16 protein-coding genes and 1 tRNA gene are annotated in these 16,953 nt (G+C 57.2%); 12 read left to right on the top strand and 5 right to left on the bottom strand.

Annotated features, from left to right (window positions below):
* The first annotated feature begins 64 nt into the window (after positions 1-64).
* The 6 genes from ICA15_RS22110 to ICA15_RS22135 all read left to right on the top strand — a co-directional run bounded on the left by ICA15_RS22110 (position 65) and on the right by ICA15_RS22135 (position 5,620).
* A complete protein-coding gene (locus tag ICA15_RS22110; RefSeq protein ID WP_210554624.1) occupies positions 65-958 on the top strand; it encodes a LysR family transcriptional regulator in 894 nt (297 codons plus the stop codon).
* Positions 959-1,081: 123 nt separating this feature from the next.
* Positions 1,082-2,242 carry a radical SAM/SPASM domain-containing protein gene (locus ICA15_RS22115; RefSeq protein WP_210554625.1) on the top strand — a complete coding sequence of 387 codons (1,161 nt, stop codon included), beginning with the start codon at positions 1,082-1,084 and terminating at the stop codon, positions 2,240-2,242.
* 86 nt (positions 2,243-2,328) lie between these two features.
* A complete protein-coding gene (locus ICA15_RS22120; protein ID WP_210554626.1) occupies positions 2,329-3,354 on the top strand; it encodes a GlxA family transcriptional regulator in 1,026 nt (341 codons plus the stop codon).
* A 183-nt stretch (positions 3,355-3,537) separates the two neighbouring features.
* Positions 3,538-4,332: a nitrilase-related carbon-nitrogen hydrolase gene (locus tag ICA15_RS22125; protein WP_210554627.1), complete on the top strand. Its 795-nt coding sequence runs from the start codon at positions 3,538-3,540 to the stop codon at positions 4,330-4,332.
* A 456-nt stretch (positions 4,333-4,788) separates the two neighbouring features.
* Positions 4,789-5,154, top strand: a complete 366-nt coding sequence (locus ICA15_RS22130; RefSeq protein WP_210554628.1) for a DUF6124 family protein — start codon at positions 4,789-4,791, stop codon at positions 5,152-5,154.
* A gap of 106 nt (positions 5,155-5,260) precedes the next feature.
* Positions 5,261-5,620, top strand: coding sequence for a DUF6124 family protein (locus tag ICA15_RS22135; RefSeq protein WP_200617066.1), 360 nt, complete (start codon positions 5,261-5,263; stop codon positions 5,618-5,620).
* A 70-nt stretch (positions 5,621-5,690) separates the two neighbouring features.
* Here the strand turns inward: ICA15_RS22135 and ICA15_RS22140 are convergent, their stop codons facing one another.
* The gene (locus tag ICA15_RS22140; protein ID WP_210554629.1) at positions 5,691-6,719 is read right to left on the bottom strand and encodes an alpha/beta fold hydrolase; all 1,029 of its coding nucleotides are present in this window, start codon (positions 6,717-6,719) and stop codon (positions 5,691-5,693) included.
* Between the two features lie 318 nt (positions 6,720-7,037).
* Between ICA15_RS22140 and ICA15_RS22145 the strand changes: the two genes are divergently transcribed.
* A tRNA-Gln gene (locus ICA15_RS22145) sits at positions 7,038-7,112 on the top strand.
* A gap of 114 nt (positions 7,113-7,226) precedes the next feature.
* On the opposite strand, the gene ICA15_RS22150 is transcribed toward ICA15_RS22145, so the two are convergent.
* From ICA15_RS22150 to gstA, 3 genes are all read right to left on the bottom strand, one after another.
* A complete protein-coding gene (locus ICA15_RS22150) occupies positions 7,227-9,215 on the bottom strand; it encodes a peptidase U32 family protein (protein WP_210554630.1) in 1,989 nt (662 codons plus the stop codon).
* 759 nt (positions 9,216-9,974) lie between these two features.
* The gene (locus ICA15_RS22155) at positions 9,975-10,355 is read right to left on the bottom strand and encodes a RidA family protein (RefSeq protein WP_150591651.1); all 381 of its coding nucleotides are present in this window, start codon (positions 10,353-10,355) and stop codon (positions 9,975-9,977) included.
* Between the two features lie 67 nt (positions 10,356-10,422).
* Positions 10,423-11,034, bottom strand: a complete 612-nt coding sequence (gene gstA / locus ICA15_RS22160; protein WP_210554631.1) for a glutathione transferase GstA — start codon at positions 11,032-11,034, stop codon at positions 10,423-10,425.
* Between the two features lie 110 nt (positions 11,035-11,144).
* On the opposite strand from gstA, the gene ICA15_RS22165 reads away from it, so the two are divergent.
* Both ICA15_RS22165 and ICA15_RS22170 read left to right on the top strand, forming a co-directional pair.
* Positions 11,145-12,053: a transcriptional regulator GcvA gene (locus ICA15_RS22165; protein WP_210554632.1), complete on the top strand. Its 909-nt coding sequence runs from the start codon at positions 11,145-11,147 to the stop codon at positions 12,051-12,053.
* 124 nt (positions 12,054-12,177) lie between these two features.
* A complete protein-coding gene (locus tag ICA15_RS22170; protein WP_150597678.1) occupies positions 12,178-12,591 on the top strand; it encodes a cupin domain-containing protein in 414 nt (137 codons plus the stop codon).
* A gap of 3 nt (positions 12,592-12,594) precedes the next feature.
* On the opposite strand, the gene ICA15_RS22175 is transcribed toward ICA15_RS22170, so the two are convergent.
* Positions 12,595-12,804, bottom strand: a complete 210-nt coding sequence (locus ICA15_RS22175; RefSeq protein WP_150603233.1) for a hypothetical protein — start codon at positions 12,802-12,804, stop codon at positions 12,595-12,597.
* A gap of 187 nt (positions 12,805-12,991) precedes the next feature.
* On the opposite strand from ICA15_RS22175, the gene ICA15_RS22180 reads away from it, so the two are divergent.
* From ICA15_RS22180 to tssI, 3 genes are all read left to right on the top strand, one after another.
* Positions 12,992-13,657 (top strand): TIGR02466 family protein, encoded by a 666-nt coding sequence (locus tag ICA15_RS22180; protein ID WP_150615807.1) that lies wholly within the window; start codon positions 12,992-12,994, stop codon positions 13,655-13,657.
* 174 nt (positions 13,658-13,831) lie between these two features.
* Positions 13,832-14,299: a hypothetical protein gene (locus ICA15_RS22185; RefSeq protein ID WP_210554633.1), complete on the top strand. Its 468-nt coding sequence runs from the start codon at positions 13,832-13,834 to the stop codon at positions 14,297-14,299.
* 287 nt (positions 14,300-14,586) lie between these two features.
* Entirely contained in the window at positions 14,587-16,947 is a 2,361-nt protein-coding gene (tssI, locus tag ICA15_RS22190; RefSeq protein ID WP_210554634.1) for a type VI secretion system tip protein VgrG, read from the top strand.
* The last annotated feature ends 6 nt before the right edge of the window (positions 16,948-16,953 follow it).

Here is a 16,953-nt window from a genome sequence, read left to right on the forward strand (position 1 = left end):
GCGCGATAAACGCGCAAGCTTGGCGTTAACTGTTTGTAAAACCCAAACAATCGGAAGCCGGGTAATGGACCGTTTTGATGCAATGCAGGCATTTGCGCGGGTGGTCGAGGCGGGGAGCTTCACCAAAGCCGCCGAAACCCTGCACATGAGCAAGACCACCGTGACACAACTGGTCCAGCAGTTGGAGGCACGGTTGCGCGTGAAACTGCTCAACCGCACCACGCGCAAGGTCAATGTCACGGCTGACGGTGCGGCGTATTACCAGCGCGTGATCAAGTTGCTGGCCGACATGGAGGATGCCGAAACCAGCCTGCCCGGTGCCTCGGTGTCACCCAGTGGCCGCTTGCGCGTGGACGTGCCGAGCCCGTTCGCTCGCTTGATTCTGATCCCGGCATTGCCTGAGTTTCACGCGCGGTATCCGGATATCCAGATCGACATGGGCGTCAGCGATCGCATCGTCGACATCATCGATGAGAACGTCGACTGCGTGGTGCGCGGCGGCGAGCTGCTGGATCAGTCACTGATGGCGCGCAAGGTTGCAGACCTGCAACTGGGCGTGTTTGCCGCGCCCGGCTACCTCGCTCGCGCCGGCACGCCGATGCATCCGCAGGAACTGGAAGACTCCCATCATCGCGTGGTTGCGTTCCTCTGGGCGCGTACCGGCAAGCCGATGCCGTATGCACTGCATAACGATAAGCAAAGCCTGCATGTCAAAGGTCGCCATGTGTTGGCGGTCGACGACGGCAATGCTTACCTTGCGGCGGGTCTGGCTGGCATGGGCGTGCTGTGGCTACCCAGGTACATGTCCGACATCGCGGTGGCACGCGGTGAGCTAGTGCCGCTGTTCGAGGGCTGGCAACTTGAATCGATGCCTCTCTACATAGCGTATCCGCCGAACCGCCATATCAGCTTGAAGTTGCGAGTATTTATCGATTGGGTTGTGAAGTTAATGGCTTAGCAGGCGTGTGGTGCGCTTTTTGCTTGGAGGTGCGCTATGTCGTCAAATAACTAACACATCCGGCAACCCGAAAGCCTGCGGCGTTGACCAGAGTAGCGTTGAGCTCAAGGAGCTTTACTCATCATGAACATGTACATCGATATCGTCGGCGCCTGCAACCTGAGCTGTCCTTCTTGCCCGATGGGCAACTCGGAAAACCTCAACTTCAAAAAAGCCATGCAACTCGACATGTTTCGGCAGATCGTCGAGAAAGCCAAACGCGAAGGCGTTCGGGCGATTTTTCTCTACAACTGGACTGAGCCTTTGGTGCATCCGAAGATCGGCGAGTTCATCGAGATCATCAATGCCGCCGGCATGAACAGTGGCGTCAGCACTAACCTGAATCTGGCCAAAAACATGGAAAAAGCCTTGTTGGCCGAGCCAGGTTTCTTCCGTATTTCGCTGTCAGGTTTTTACCAGGAGACCTACGCGAAGGGGCATGTAGGCGGGGATATCGAAGTTGTAAAACAGAACATGATCACCCTGAGTGAGCTTGTACAGCGCCATGGTCTGAACACCCATGTCGAGGTTTATTACCATCGCTATCTGGACAACCTGGCAGAAGAAGCACTGATGCGCGAGTTCAGTGAGCGTCTGGGCTTCACCTTCAGCACGGGTTATTCCGTGATGATGCCGCTGGAGAAGGCGCTGGCCATTGTCGAACGCGATCCTTCCGTGACCGACACTGACCACGAGACCCTGAAAAGGCTGGCATTGCCGCCTTACGATGATCTGGTCAATGTCGTACAACACTTCCACAAGCAAGCGTGCACACTCAAAGATAACTGGCTGGTGATCGACTGCAACGGCAATACAGTGCTTTGCTGCACCATCTTCAATCAAAGTGAATATCAGGTCGGAAAGTATCTGGACATCAATGTCGACGAATTGATGAAGCGTAAAAACACGCAGAAAAACTGTGTCGACATGTGCAATCGGTGCGTAAAGAAGGGCATGCACATCTACGCGATGTACCCAGGGCAGGGCGCGCTTGAAAGTCATGCAATCAATCGCATGATCGATTTCCAGCAGCGCACGATTGCGGGTTTGCCGATTGATAGTGAGCAACTCGGTCGGGCCGGTGAAGTCAGTGCGCAAAACTTCGATGAAGCCCAATACCTTCAACTGAACGACGACGTCCGGCAGGCGGTTCGCACCGGCGCTTTCACCAGCGGCTATCAACACTACGTGCTCTTCGGTCGCCTGGAAGGGCGAGTGGGCGCCGGTCTTTTTTCTGCGGTGTAAACGCCGTCAGGATGCCCCCGTCAACCGCAGGCGTGATTGACTCCGGCGCGGTTCAGGCCAACTATCGGCGCATAACAACATGACCGATGGACCAGACCTTGATCGAACGACGGCAATTCAGCGGGGGCATGAAGGGCAAAAACCTCCGCTATCTGAATGAGCAATCCGCTGACCAGACCCGCGTGACGCGCGCGGGTTTTCTACTGCTTGAACACTTTTCGCTACCGGCCTTCACCCAGGCGCTGGACACGATCATTACCAGCAATCTGTTGCGCGCAGAGCTGTTTTCTACGCGCACGTTTGGCTTGAGTGAAGCTGAAGTCGTCAGCGACCTGGGGTTGGTGATTCGGCCAGATGCGCGGATTAATCTGGCGGCACTTCAGGACCTGGACTTGCTGGTGGTGTGCGGCGGCTATCGAACCGAAATGCGCGCCAGTGACGAGTTCATCAGCCTGTTGAAAGCGGCAGCAGAGCGCGGTGTCAGCCTCGCCGGTTTGTGGAATGGCGCGTGGTTTCTCGGCCGCGCCGGACTGCTCGATGGCTATCGTTGCGCGATCCACCCGGAACATCGCCCGGCGCTGACCGAAATCGCCAAGTCCACCCACGTCAGCAGCGAACCCTACGTCATCGACCGCGACCGACTCACGGCATCGAGCCCCTCCGGAGCGTTTCACATGGCCCTGGACTGGATCAAGTGCCTGCATGGCAAGGCCTTGGTCGAGGGCGTCGAGGATATCCTCGCGTTTGAGGAATCGCGCTATCGACGGATCAAACCGGATGAAAACATCTGCGTCAGCGCACCGCTGCGTGAAGTGGTAAAGCTGATGGATGCCAACCTCGAAGAACCGTTGGAACTGGAGCAACTTGCAGTCTATGCCGGCCGCTCCCGGCGCCAGTTGGAGCGCTTGTTCAAGGAACAGCTGGGCACCACTCCACAGCGCTATTACTTGGAACTGCGCATTACTGAAGCGCGGCGGTTGTTGCAACACACTGAGTTGTCGCAGGTGGAAGTGCTGGTGGCGTGTGGATTTGTCTCGCCGAGTCATTTCAGCAAATGCTATAGCTCATACTTCGGCTATCGCCCGTCAAAAGAAAAACGCCTCGTCAAATAACCCAAGCCGTTACCAGCCCGAGTTCACTTCGGTATTTCCAGGCCGATGTTGTTTACGGTGACTGATCTGATGCGGCGCGGGTGGCTTGCCTGACATCCGGTAAGGAAATAGTCCAAACTTGATGCCGCCCAAGGCAAGATAATCCCGGGCCCAGATCCCTCCCCATAATGGTTGGAAGAATTCATGCTGACCGCTTTTTTGCAGTACCCGGTTTCATTTGGCGACTCAGCAGCAAACTTCAATAAAATTCGCGATGCTGTTGACTCGGAACAATTTGATCTCTTGGTAATGCCCGAGCTTTGCACCATTGGTTATTTTCACGAATCGCGTGAGGCATTGTTTCTTCATGCTGAATCGGCGCTCGATGGGCCAACGGCGCAGTTTTTACTGCAGCTGTCGGCAGACAAGAATGCAACGCTGATTGCGGGCATCGCCGAGCGTGACGGCGATCAAATCTACAATACGGCGATTGTCGTATCGCGCGGGCGCTGGCTGGGAAAACAGCGCAAGTGCCACCTGTCTCGTATAGAAAAGCTGATCTTCACCCCAGGCGATTCATTAGCGTGTTTCGATGACGGAATCTGCCGTTTCGGCGTTCTTACCTGTTTCGACCTTTGGATGCCAGAAGCCGCTCGCCTGTTGGTGCGCCAAGGTGCGCAGTTACTGTGTTGTCCAGCCAATTATGGTGGGCCCTGGACCACCCAGCTTGCGCGCATTCGCGCAATGGAAAACGCCACTCCGCTGATCTGTGCCAATCGTACGGGTGTGGAAATGTATGCGGGCGCAGAGGCGACATTCCGAGGTGAAAGCCAAATTGTCGGGCCTATGGGAGAAGTCTGGACTTGCGCCACAGAAGAGACGTCGCTGGGTTTGTCGATAATCGACCCGGCTGCACACGTTCTCAAGGCGAATCCTATGTGCGATGACTTGATGGCAGAGGCAAGCCGCTATGCTTTATCAGGCCCACACTTAAAATGAACCGACGCAAGTAACGCTATTTGGCCCGACTCTTTGCCAAGGCACCTCAGGACCAGGACCAGGACCAGGACCAGGGCATGCAGGCTGTTTAAACACTATTTCGCACACACGTTTAACTTACACGCACTGTTACGCCATAACGGCTACAACACCTTGCGCCGTTGCCTACGCGTACGCCAGAATCCGCCGGCTTACGCGCCTTGAGGCGGGCTGTATCGTTTCCCTGTCACTGCAAAACAGTGATCGGGTTTGGTAGCCCGCTTCATTTACAGTTATTGCGTCGCCATGCGCAGCCTCGTTTTTTAAGGCTGAGATTATATGGTGGCCATGCGTGGGGCTCCCTCGGGAGCGCCGGGTTTACTGTTTTGACCGGTCTACCAACCCACAAATGGCCGCCACCCTTCGTTTGGTAGCGAGAGTGATGGCTCCTTTTATCTTTTAAAACAGGTGTCATCTATGTTCAAAATTACGCCAAACCCACCAGAAACCGATCCAATCCCCTACGACGCCGCCCTCGAACCTCAAAACATCAAAGAGGCAACAGAACGCGCGATCAACTTCTATCTCAATCCCTCGGCATTGAAGACTTCAATCCCCACACGCAAGACCGGCCGAATCTATCTCATCGACCCCACCGTGGATGACGAAACGCTGCTGGTCGAGGCGACTGAAACCTTGTCTTCCGCCAGTGATATGGCGCGTGAGTTCGCCGAATTGATGGAGGGGCCACACCGCAAAAAGATGCTGGTGCTGCAGCAAGTGATCATGCTCAGCGAATTGGTGGTCGGTCGAGTCCTGGATAACCAGCGCTTGCCGCAATAGTCGCGATGCAGATGAGTGGGGGGGGCTTGCTCCCTCATTGCAGACAAGCGTCTACGGTCGCGATCGTGACGCTTCTGGCTTTCTGGCTCTTATGGAGTTTCAGCTGATGTCCAAGACACCCGAACCACCCGTCACAGATCCGGCGTCGCCGTACGCATCACCCAACTCAAGAAAACTCCACGAAGCGGCAGAGCGTGCGCTTGACCATTACCTGCTGCCAGCAGCCGGGATCATGGCAACACCCTATACGCCCAGCACTATGTTCATGGTCAACCCGCAGTCCGACGCCGAGTCTTTGCTGACCAATGCCAGCGGCTCTTTAGCGTCTGCCACGGTCATGCTCGGTAATTTTGCAGGGCTGCTGGAAGGGTCGAACCGCCATACCTTGTTGGGTATCGCCCAAGTGGTCATGTTGGGAGAGTTGGCGGTCAACAAGGCGTTGGATATCGTTGTGCCAACGGAGTAATCACGCACGTTAGCCATTAAGCAGTCAGCCTTTGCGGCTGACTGCTTTTTTGCTGGGGCAGGGTGACGCTTTACAAGTGATCCGCATCAATCACAGCCTTGGCAAACGCCTGCGGATCTTCCTGCGGCAAGTTGTGGCCAATGCCGCCATTGATCAAACGGAACTGGTATTTGCCGGTAAAGCGCTTGGCGTAATCCTCCGGCGCCGGGTGCGGTGCGCCGTTGGCGTCGCCTTCCAGGGTGATGGTCGGCACGCTGATTGATGGGGCGGTGGCCAGTTTCTGCTCCAGTGCCGCGTATTTCGCCTCGCCCTGCACCAGGCCCAGACGCCAGCGGTAATTGAACACGGTGATGTCGACGTGATCGGGGTTCTCCAGCGCTTTGGCGGAGCGATCAAACGTAGCGTCATCGAATTTCCACTGCGGCGACGCGGTTTGCCAGATCAGCTTGGCGAAGTCGTGGGTGTTTTTCGCATAGCCGGCGCGGCCGCGGTCGGTGGCGAAGTAGAACTGATACCACCACTGCAATTCAGCCTTGGGGGGCAGCGGGTTCTGCCCGGCAGCCTGATTGCCGATCAGGTAGCCGCTGACCGCCACCAGCGCCTTGACCCGCTCCGGCCATAGTGCCGAGACGATGCCCGCCGAGCGTGCGCCCCAGTCGTAACCGCCGAGCACCGCTTGCTTGATCTTCAGTGCATCCATGAAGTCGATGACGTCACTGGCCAGCGCCGCCGGTTGGCCGTTGCGCAGGGTGTCTTTGGAGAGGAACTGCGTATCGCCATAACCCCGCGCATACGGCATCAACACGCGATAACCCTTGGCCGCGAGCAACGGCGCGACTTCATCGTAACTGTGAATGTCGTAGGGCCAGCCGTGCAACAGAATCACCACCGGACCATCGGCGGGGCCGGTTTCGGCGTAAGCGACGTCCAGCACACCCGCCTTCACATGTTTCAACGGACCGAACGGCGAGGGCGAGGAATAACTCGCCGCCGCAGGTTCTGCGGTTTGGGCTTGAGCCGTACTCAAAGCGCCGAACAACGACAGCGCCAGAATCGAAAGTCCGAATGCGGTTTTGCGGGTGTGCATTGCCATTTTCATGGTGACGTCTCCTGTGCGAACTGTTGGTTGAGGATTGCGAATGAATCCTTCAAACCGTGAGTGCATTTGAGCGCCGAGACGTATCTGGCCTGTGTCGAAGAGGGGCGAAGTTGAAATCCGCTGTATCGCGGCGGGGTTCGTACACAGTGTGATACACGCCGCCAAACGGGCCGATCATTGGGCGCAATCCAGCCAAAAAAATAAGTCGCTGTTTTAAAACAAAAAATATTTCATTTCGGGCTTCCCAAACGTAACGAATGTTGATAAATTGCGCCCCGTTCTTGCAGTGATCCTCACGGAGCCGCTGACAAGTGCTGTAGGGGCGTCGCCAAGCGGTAAGGCAGCAGGTTTTGATCCTGCCATGCGTTGGTTCAAATCCAGCCGCCCCTGCCATATACCAAAAAACGCCAACTTCGAAAGAAGTTGGCGTTTTTTTATGCCTGCGATTTGGCCTCGATGGAGCGGGGCAGGCGTGCGCGGCGCCGAAGCACCGCGCACGCCGACCACTCAGTGCGGTGCGCGCGGGATGGTTTTCATCAGGTCTTCAGGGCTGATGTGGCCAACCACGCTGCCCAGTTGCGGCAGGTTGAGGATGTGGCCTTTCATCTTGCCGATGATGTGCATCTCGCACGGCTTGCAATCGAACTTCAGCGTCAGCACTTCATCGCCGTGGATCAACTGCATCGGCGCGACTTTGGTACGCACGCCGGTCACGCCTTTGGCCTGTTTCGGGCACAGGTTGAAGGAGAAACGCAGACAGTGCTTGGTGATCATCACCGGCACTTCGCCTGCTTCTTCATGCGCTTCGTACGCGGCGTCGATCAGCTTCACGCCGTGACGATGGTAGAAGTCGCGCGCCTTCTGGTTGTAGACGTTGGCGAGGAACGTCAGGTGCGAATCCGGGTACACCGGTGGCGGCGTGGTTTCGGCTTTGCGGCCGCCGCGCGGATGAGCGGCGACGCGGGCGGCGGTCAGCGCTTCGATCACTTCACGGCGCAGGGTTTTGAGCTGCGAGTTAGGGATGAAAAAAGCCTGTGGCGCATCGAGTTTGATGTCGGTGGCGTGGTACTGCGTGGTGCCGAGTTGGCCAAGCAAATCGCGCAACTGCTCCAGTGCCTGCTCCGGTTTATTGGCAACGCCAAACGGACCGTTCAGGGTGACGCTGGCGCTGATGCCTTCTTCACTGGTGGCGGTGACTTCCAGCTGATCTTCACGCAGGCGGGCAACCCAGCTCAGGGCCACGCGACGCTCGGAAGAGGTTTTTTGCAGCGCCTGCTGCCAGTTGTGGTCGAGGTTGCGATTCAACGGGTGGTTCGGGCGCAGTTTGTACAGGCCTTCGGGCATTTCGTTCGGCTCGACGCGGTAGCGGTAACGCTTCTCGCCGTCTTCTTCGAACTCGCCTTTTGGTTCGGCGATGTTGGCGCGGAAACCGACCACTTCACGCTTGACCAGTACGTTCAAACCGTCACCGTTGGACAGCGGTTCGTGGGTCACGACCTGCATGTCACGCTTGCCGACTTTCTCGACCGTGCCCACCGGCAAACCGGTGAAGGTCGGCGAATCGAAGGCGCCGATGTCGATCTTGCGATCAGTCACGAAGTAATCGGTGCTGCCGCGGTGGAAGGTTTTTTCCGGGTCTGGCAGAAAGAAATGCGCGGTGCGGCCGCTGGAAGCGCGGGCCAGGTCCGGGCGGTCTTCGAGCACGTCGTCGAGGCGCTGACGGTAATAGGCGGTGATGTTCTTCACGTAGCCCATGTCTTTGTAGCGACCTTCGATCTTGAACGAGCGCACACCGGCTTCGACCAGGGCTCGGATGTTGGCGCTCTGGTTGTTGTCCTTCATCGACAGCAGGTGTTTTTCGTAGGCGATCACGCCACCCTTTTCGTCTTTGAGGGTGTACGGCAAGCGACAGGCCTGGGAGCAATCGCCACGGTTGGCGCTGCGCCCGGTCTGCGCGTGGGAAATGTTGCACTGGCCGGAGAACGCCACGCACAAAGCGCCGTGAATGAAGAACTCAACGGCGGCGTCGGTCTCATCGGCGATCGCGCGGATTTCCTGCAGATTGAGTTCGCGGGCCAGCACCAATTGCGAGAAGCCGGCCTGATCGAGGAACTTCGCCCGCTCCAGCGTACGAATGTCGGTCTGGGTCGAGGCGTGCAGCTCGATCGGCGGTATGTCCAGCTCCATCACGCCCAGATCCTGGACGATCAATGCATCGACACCGGCGTCGTACAACTGATGGATCAGCTTGCGCGCCGGCTCCAGTTCGTTGTCGTGCAGGATCGTGTTGATGGTGGTGAAAATTCGCGCGTGATATTTACGGGCAAATTCCACCAGCCCGGCGATCTCGCTTACTTCGTTGCAAGCGTTGTGGCGGGCGCCGAAGCTTGGGCCACCAATGTACACGGCGTCGGCGCCGTGCAGGATCGCCTCGCGGGCAATGGCCACGTCGCGGGCAGGGCTGAGCAATTCCAGATGATGCTTGGGCAAGGACATAGTTTTTTTTAGTCAGGCTGTCACGGTTGAGGCGCGCATTGTAGCCCCGAAACGCGCGCCGGGCACGCCCGTGCTGCCCGATGGCAAACGCAACGTGCCAAACCCTGTGGGAGGCAGCCAGCCTACCTGCTGGCGATAGCGGTAGATCAGCCTACAAAGATGTCGACTATCAGTACGCCATCGCGGGCAAGCCTGCTCCCACAGTGATTTATGCCAGACACAAACCTTGCGACCACCCTCAAACCTGTGGGAGCGGGCTTGCCCGCGATAGCGGTAGATCAGCCAACAAAGATGTCGATTGTCAGTACGTCATCGCGGGCAAGCCTGCTCCCACAGTGATTTATGCCAGACACAAACCTTGCGACCACCGACAAACCCTGTGGGAGCGGGCTTGCCCGCGATAGCGGTAAATCAGCCAACAAAGATGTCGATTGTCAGTACGCCATCGCGGGCAAGCCTGCTCCCACAGTGATTTGTGCCAGACACAAACCTTGCGACCACCCTCAAACCTGTGGGAGCGGGCTTGCCCGCGATAGCGGTAAATCAGCCAACAAAGATGTCGATTGTCAGTACGCCATCGCGGGCAAGCCTGGTCCCACAGTGATTTGTGCCAGACACAAACCTTGCGACCACCTCAAACCTGTAGGAGCCAGCCTGCTGGCGATAGCGGTAGATCAGCCAACAGAGATGTCGACGATCAGTACGCCATCGCCAGCAGGCTGGCTCCCACAGGTTTTTGTGTTTACTTCAGATCGGCGCTCAGGCCTTGGCTGCCATCGCGGTGACTTCCACGCGCATGCCTTCGACGGCCAGCGAGGCAACGCCAACCGCCGCGCGCACCGGCCACGGTTTGGCGAAGAAGCGCTGGTAAACCTCGTTGAACGCGGCACGATCAGCCATGTCGGTGAGGTAGATGGTCAGATGCATGACCCGGTCCATCGAACTGCCCGCACGTTCCAGTGCAACTTTCAGCGCTTGCAGCGTGCATTCGCTTTGCTCGGTGATGCCGCCCAGTTCGAGGCTGCCATCGGCGCGGGTCGGAATCTGCGTGGAAACCATGATCCCGCCGAAGGTCGCGACGTCGGAGGAAATGGAGTCGGCGTCCGGATCGGGCGTGAAGGTGATGTCTTGGTTGGCCATGTGGATCCCTTGTCTGAGCGAGTAAAGATCGCGGCAGTTTACAGATTCGTTGGCCAATCGGCACAGGTCAAACCGGCTGAGTTGCCTCTTCTGCCGCAATCGCCGACTGCACGCTAGGACGCTCGGCGATGCGCCTCAAATACCCGGCCAGCGGCGGCCAATCCTCGATATCAATGTTGAACACCGGCAGCCATTTCAGCACGCTGAAAAGGTAAGCATCTGCCACCCCAAATGTGCCCATCAGATAATCCTGCTCAACCAGTGTCTGGCTCATAAAATCCAGACGCGTGAACAGTTTGTCTTTGAAAATCGCCTGGGTCGATGGCGCAATCTCTCTGTTGAATAGCGGTGCGCTACCACCATGAATTTCAGTGCTGATGAAATTCAGGTGCTCCTGCAACCGCGCTCGCTCCCAACTGCCGGGTGGCGGTGCCAGTGCATTGCCGGGTACTTGGTCGACAAGAAACTGCACAATCGCCGGGCCCTCCGTCAGCACTTCACCATTATCCAGCTCCAGCGCGGCGACGTAACCTTTCGGATTGATCTCGCGAAAGTCGCGCCCGTCGGCCGTACGTTTGGTTTGATTATTCACACGAATCAGTTCGAACGGCAGGCCCAGTTCGCGCAGCACGATGTGCGGCGACAGCGAACAGGTCATCGGTGCGAAATACAGTTTCATGGCACTTCCTTGCTGAATGAAGGCCGCCAGAATCCACCTTGGCGGAAGCTTTCGCAAAGGTCATTTGAAATGCTAGCGTATGACAAAATCTCATGAGCACCGAATGTCATATGCCCGTCAGACTTCCATCTCTCAATGGCTTGCGAGCCTTCGAATCAGCCGCCCGGCACATGAGTTTTACCCAGGCTGCCGAAGAGTTGAACGTCACCCAAACCGCCATCAGCCATCAAATTCGCCGCCTCGAAGCAGAGCTTGGTGTGCCACTCTTCCTTCGGCTCAAGGATGGCTTGGCGCTAACCGAAGACGGGCAGGCGTACTTGCCCGGAATCCGTTCGGCCTTCCATGAGTTGCGCTATTCGACCGAGCAGTTACTCGCATCGCGTAATACCAGCGTGCTGACCATCAGCACCTTGGTGTCGGTAGCGTCCAAGTGGTTGCTGCCGCGTCTGCCGGCGTTTCAGCAGGCCTTTCCCGATATCGATGTGAGGGTCAGCGCCTCCACCGATCTGGTGGACTTTCGCAAGGGTGGCATTGATGCGGCGATTCGTTATGGCCGGGGTGACTGGAAGGGCTTGCGCGCGGATTGGCTAATGTCTGATGAGGTTTTCCCAGTGTGCAGCCCGGCATTGCTTGCCGGCGCGCAAGCCTTGAAAACACCGGCAGATCTGCTCAACCACACGATGCTGCAAGTCAGTGGCATGACCTCCGGCGACTGGAACACCTGGCTCAGCGCGGCGGGGCATCCGCCGCAACTGGCCAAGGCTCCGCGGTTGACTTTCGATCTGGCGATGATGGCGGTGCAGGCTGCGGTGGATGGGCAGGGTGTGTGCATCGGTCGTTCGACCTATGTCGATGATGATTTGCGCGCAGGGCGACTGGTGGCGCCGTTTGATCTGCGCTTGCAGGATGATCTGGGTTTCTATCTGGTGACGCCTGTTGAAACAGCTGATTCGAAGAAGATCGTCGCTTTGCGAACATGGCTGCTGGCGCTACGGCAGAACACCCAAGCGTTTGTATAACCGTGTATCAATCCCGGCCCGGTACACACGCCAATAACAAACCAAGGATTCACGACACACCAGCACTACAAGCCCTGTTCAAAGTGGCATCACCACACACCACTGAGTTTAAGAGGGCAACATCATGCGCCGTCCATTGTTCCTGACTACTGCCGCCATACTTGCTTCGATGATTGGTATCGCACACGCCGCCGAGACGCAGCCCAAGAGCTGGCAGCAAGGCCTGAGCCGTACCGATCTGGTACGCCAGGACCTCGGCGCTGCCGACCGCGAAGTCATTCAGGCACGAGTCGATTTTGAACCCGGTGTGACCTCGCCACGCCATGCGCATCCGGGCGTGGAAGTCGCGTACGTGATCAGCGGCACGTTTGAATATCAACTTGAGGGCAGGGCGCCAGTGACGCTGAAGGCGGGTGATTCGCTGTTCATTCCGGAAGGTGTGGCGCATATCGCCAAGAACATCGGTACTGACAAGGGCTCGGAGTTGGCGACTTATATTGTGAAGAAGGGTGACCCGCTGTTGATTCTCAAGCCGTAGGGTTTAGTGCAGTGTCACAACCCGTCGACTCTCGCCAATCCGGATCCGGTCGAGCGCGCGGTTCAACGCATCAAGTGCGTCGAGAAGTGCTTTGGCTTCCGCTTCTCGACCATCACCCCACAAACGTTCGGCCATTTTGTTCAACGCCTGAATCGATCGCTCGATTTCCGCGGCGGTGGCGGCCTCTTTGCTGACCGGTTGTTTCTTGGGCATTCGGTGGTTTTCCTGCAAAACGGGTGGCTGCCGTTTTAGCACGATGCCCGCGTGCCGTGAAGTTCAAAGGCACATTGGCCAATGTGCTCTTAACTTTTTCCACCATGCTTTTAACAAAGGTTTACACCAGCTTTTTAATGCGATCGATATAGTTTGGCGTAACTAACGTAATGCAGAGAAAGTGGTAATGCAGTCGAGCAACAATCTAATAAACCCTGAGCTGATAAAGATTCGACGGCTGTTCGCCACGCCTCTGGCAAGTATCCAGTACCCCGACGCCGACAGGCTCAACACAGAGCTGAAAACCCTGATCACCCGACGCATGGCCGAAGATCGCAGCGGTGCAAAGCGTAGCAATGACGGCGGCTGGCAGTCTTCGAATGACTTTCCTGCGTGGGGAGGCGAGGCCTGCGACGCACTGGTCAAGTTCGCCACGGAGTTTGCCGTTCAACTTACGGCTGTTCACAGCGATCAATACGGCCTGACCGAGCCCGCATTCGAATGGAAACTTAATGCTTGGGCAAACGTAAACGAGGCTGGCCACAGTAATGCGCTGCATGGCCATCCGGGTGCGTTCTGGTCTGGGGTTTATTGGGTCGACGCCGGCGGCCGGGAAGGCGATCCAGCAGTGGGCGGTGATCTGGAATTCATCGACCCACGCGGGATGGTCGCATCGACCTACAATCCTGCTCTGCGCATGAGAGTTGAAGATTGCATCAGTGCGGGTTTTAGCACTACGTGTGTTGCCCAAAGTGGCACTTTCCTCATGTTCCCGTCGTGGTTGATGCACTCGGTGAAACGTTATGAAGGAACGAGGCCGCGGATTTCTATCGCATTCAACTTCGGTGCGTGAAGAAACTTCATTCTGCTTTCATCGGCGAACACATCGCGTCCGCTTTGATCATTGTTTTTCTAATGTTGGTTATCAAGCCATGCAAATCATGGGCACGTGTTCACGCTCGCGACAACATCCAGTTCGTCGCCTAACCTGTTACAGCAAGTTCGCATCTGACAGGGAGGCCAAGACATGCCAATGGACTTTAGAAGTGATCTCGTCGCAGCAATTCTTTTGATCGTTCCATTGTTCCTTTTCGCAAGTATGGGGACCGACCCGTTTTATTCGGGCACCTGGTATCTCAGCGGCGTGCCTTTGGTCGCGCTGATTCCGGGACTGATTTCGCGCGCGCCAGCGTTGTTTTTGACGGGAACAACAGCCGCAGCAATCACGACTCTTTTGATCTACAACTCACTCATGTCCAGCATGGGTAGAGAGGCGGGTCTTGTCGGACTTGGGCACCTGTTTTCCGTCCCTGGCATGCTGGTAGGCACATGCCTGTCGATTTGGTTCTTGAAGTACCGCGTCAAAGCAACGTTGCCGTGGATTGTTGCGAGTGTTGCGTTTCTGGGAGCTGGCCTTGGTTTTTTGTTAGCGCAGATGATCGTTTGCAATACGCTCATTTATTGCGGCGCACTTTCGTTTGGCATTTGGAGTTGACGTAAGGGCGCGTCCGCTTCTAGCGCAGCGCGTTTTTACACACTCAGGGTCAGAAACGGACGTTCGACGGATGAGTGCCTGGAAGTGAGTGAAACCAAGAAACATATTGTTTCAATTCTTTGAATCTCCCGCGTACTGGGTCTCTCCGGGCAACTGCGCAACTTCTTGCGCAGTTCAAGCACGTTATGATTGCGCGCCTCACAGAGCTGCTCGCCCAGAGCCCCCATGTCTCACAGACGAGCTTGGGTTTTAAGGAAGATCTACAGCACGTCAAGGAGCAACAAAAGATGTTCAGTCCTGCCAACCAAGCTCATTTCAGCCTGACCATCGATAATCTTGAGCACGATCTTCAGGTGCTTTCGTTTACCGGCACCGAAGGTATTAGCCAACCCTACGCATTCGATGTGGAACTGGTCAGCGAAAACCCCGACCTGGACTTGGAAACCCTGCTCCACAAACAGGCGTTCCTGGCGTTGGACATTAACGGCAGTGGCATCCACGGCCAGATCTACCGCGTCGCCCAAGGCGATGCCGGCAAGCGCCTGACCCGCTACAAAGTCTCGATGGTGCCGCAACTGCAATACCTGCATCACCGCACCAACCAGCGCATCTACCAGCAGATGTCGGCGCCGAAAATCATCGCGCTGATCCTCGAAGAACACGGCATCAAGGGCAACGCCTACAGCTTCCAGCTGAGCCAGCCGTGCCCGGATCGCGACTATTGCGTGCAATACGACGAAACCGACCTGCACTTCGTCCAGCGCCTGTGCGAGGAGGAGGGCATTCACTACCACTTCCAGCACAGCGACAAAGCTCACCTGCTGGTGTTCGGCGACGACCAGACCGTATTCCAGAAACTCGGCCAGCCGACCGCTTACGTGCAAGGCAGCGGGATGGTCGCCGACGAACCGGTGATCAAAGGCTTCAAGCTGCGGCTAGAAACCCGCACCAGCCGCGTCACCCGACGCGACTACGACTTCGAAAAACCGCGCCTGCAAATGGAAGCTGCTTATAAGCCTGAAGGCGACAGCACTGAGCCGGATCTCGAAGACTACGACTACCCCGGCCGCTTCATCGAGCGTGCGCGCGGCAAGTTCCTCAGCCAGCGCGCCCTCGAACGCCACCGCGCCGACTATCGCCAGGCCGAAGGTCGTGGCGACCAGACCAAACTGGTCAGCGGCCACTTCATGGAACTGTCCGACCACCCGCGCAGCGAGTGGAACGATCTGTGGTTGCTCACCGAAATCGTCCACGAAGGCAAACAGCCGCAAGTCCTCGAAGAAGGCGTGACCAGCGATACCACCAACAACAAGGACGACTTCCACCAGGGCTACCGCAACACCTTCCTCGCCACCCCATGGGACGTGTTCTATCGCCCCGCGCTGGAGCACCCGAAACCCCGCGTGCTCGGCAGCCAGACCGCCCACGTCACCGGCCCCAAAGGCGAAGAAATCCACTGCGACCAATACGGCCGTATCAAGGTGCAATTCCACTGGGACCGCGAAGGCCAGGCCGACGACAAAACCAGCTGCTGGATGCGCGTCTCCAGCTCCTGGGCCGGCGACCGCTACGGCGCCATCTCCATCCCGCGCATCGGCATGGAAGTCCTCGTCACCTTCATCGAAGGCGACCCCGACCAGCCGCTGGTGACCGGCTGCCTGTACCACAAGGAAAACCCGGTGCCGTACGCACTGCCTGCGAACAAGACTCGCAGCGTGTTCAAAACGCTTAGCTCACCGGGTGGCGGTGGGTACAACGAACTGCGTATTGAAGACAAGAAAGGTGCGGAGCAGATCTACATTCATGCCCAGCGCGATTGGGATGAAAACGTAGAGCACGATCAGAAGATTCGGGTCGGGAATGAACGCCACGACACCGTCGAGAAGAACACCTACACCGAGCTCAAGGCTGAAGAGCATCGCACCACCATCAGCGACCGCAAGGTTGAGGTCAAAGCCGATGACCATTTGGTGATAGGCCAAAACCAGCACATCAAACTGGGCACCGCGCAGTTGATGACGGCAGGCAAAGAAATTCATCTCAAGGCCGGGCAGAAAATGGTTATCGAAGCAGGCACGGAGCTCACCGTGAATGCCGGGGGTAGCTTCATCAAGCTGGATGCCGGTGGCATTACCGTAGTGGGTCCGGTCATCAAGCTGAATGCTGGAGGAGCGGCGGGTGTCGGGACCGGAAATGCCGCGCTCCTGCCGCTAGTGCCACTGCCAGCGGCCTCTGACAAGGCCGGCGAAGCCCCCGAGCGGGGCGAGTCGCAACCGGCGCCGGACGTCATTCACAAACTCAGCGCAACCATCAGTGCAGTGCCCGGTCATCCCGGTTACGAAGATGAGCCCTATACGCTATTCGCCGATGGCGCCGTGATTCAGGAAGGCCTTACGGGCGAAGACGGTAAGATCAAGTTCGATCACGTTCCGGGCACTCAGGCTTACGCGGTGGAGTTGGTTAATGGCCATCGTTTCGAGATTGAACCCAAAGAAGAAAGCAGCCAATCCGCTTCACAGAACCAACAACTGGCACGTCAAGGCTATCGCGACTATCACGCTCAGGCCGATCAGCTCGAACCGATGGGCTCGACGGATGACTACCGCGCCGTTACGTTGAACCCGGCCAGCAAGCCGAAGAGCCATTGAATGCAG

This window comes from Pseudomonas sp. P116, assembly GCF_020149425.1.
GTDB classification, from domain to species: domain Bacteria; phylum Pseudomonadota; class Gammaproteobacteria; order Pseudomonadales; family Pseudomonadaceae; genus Aquipseudomonas; species Aquipseudomonas anatoliensis.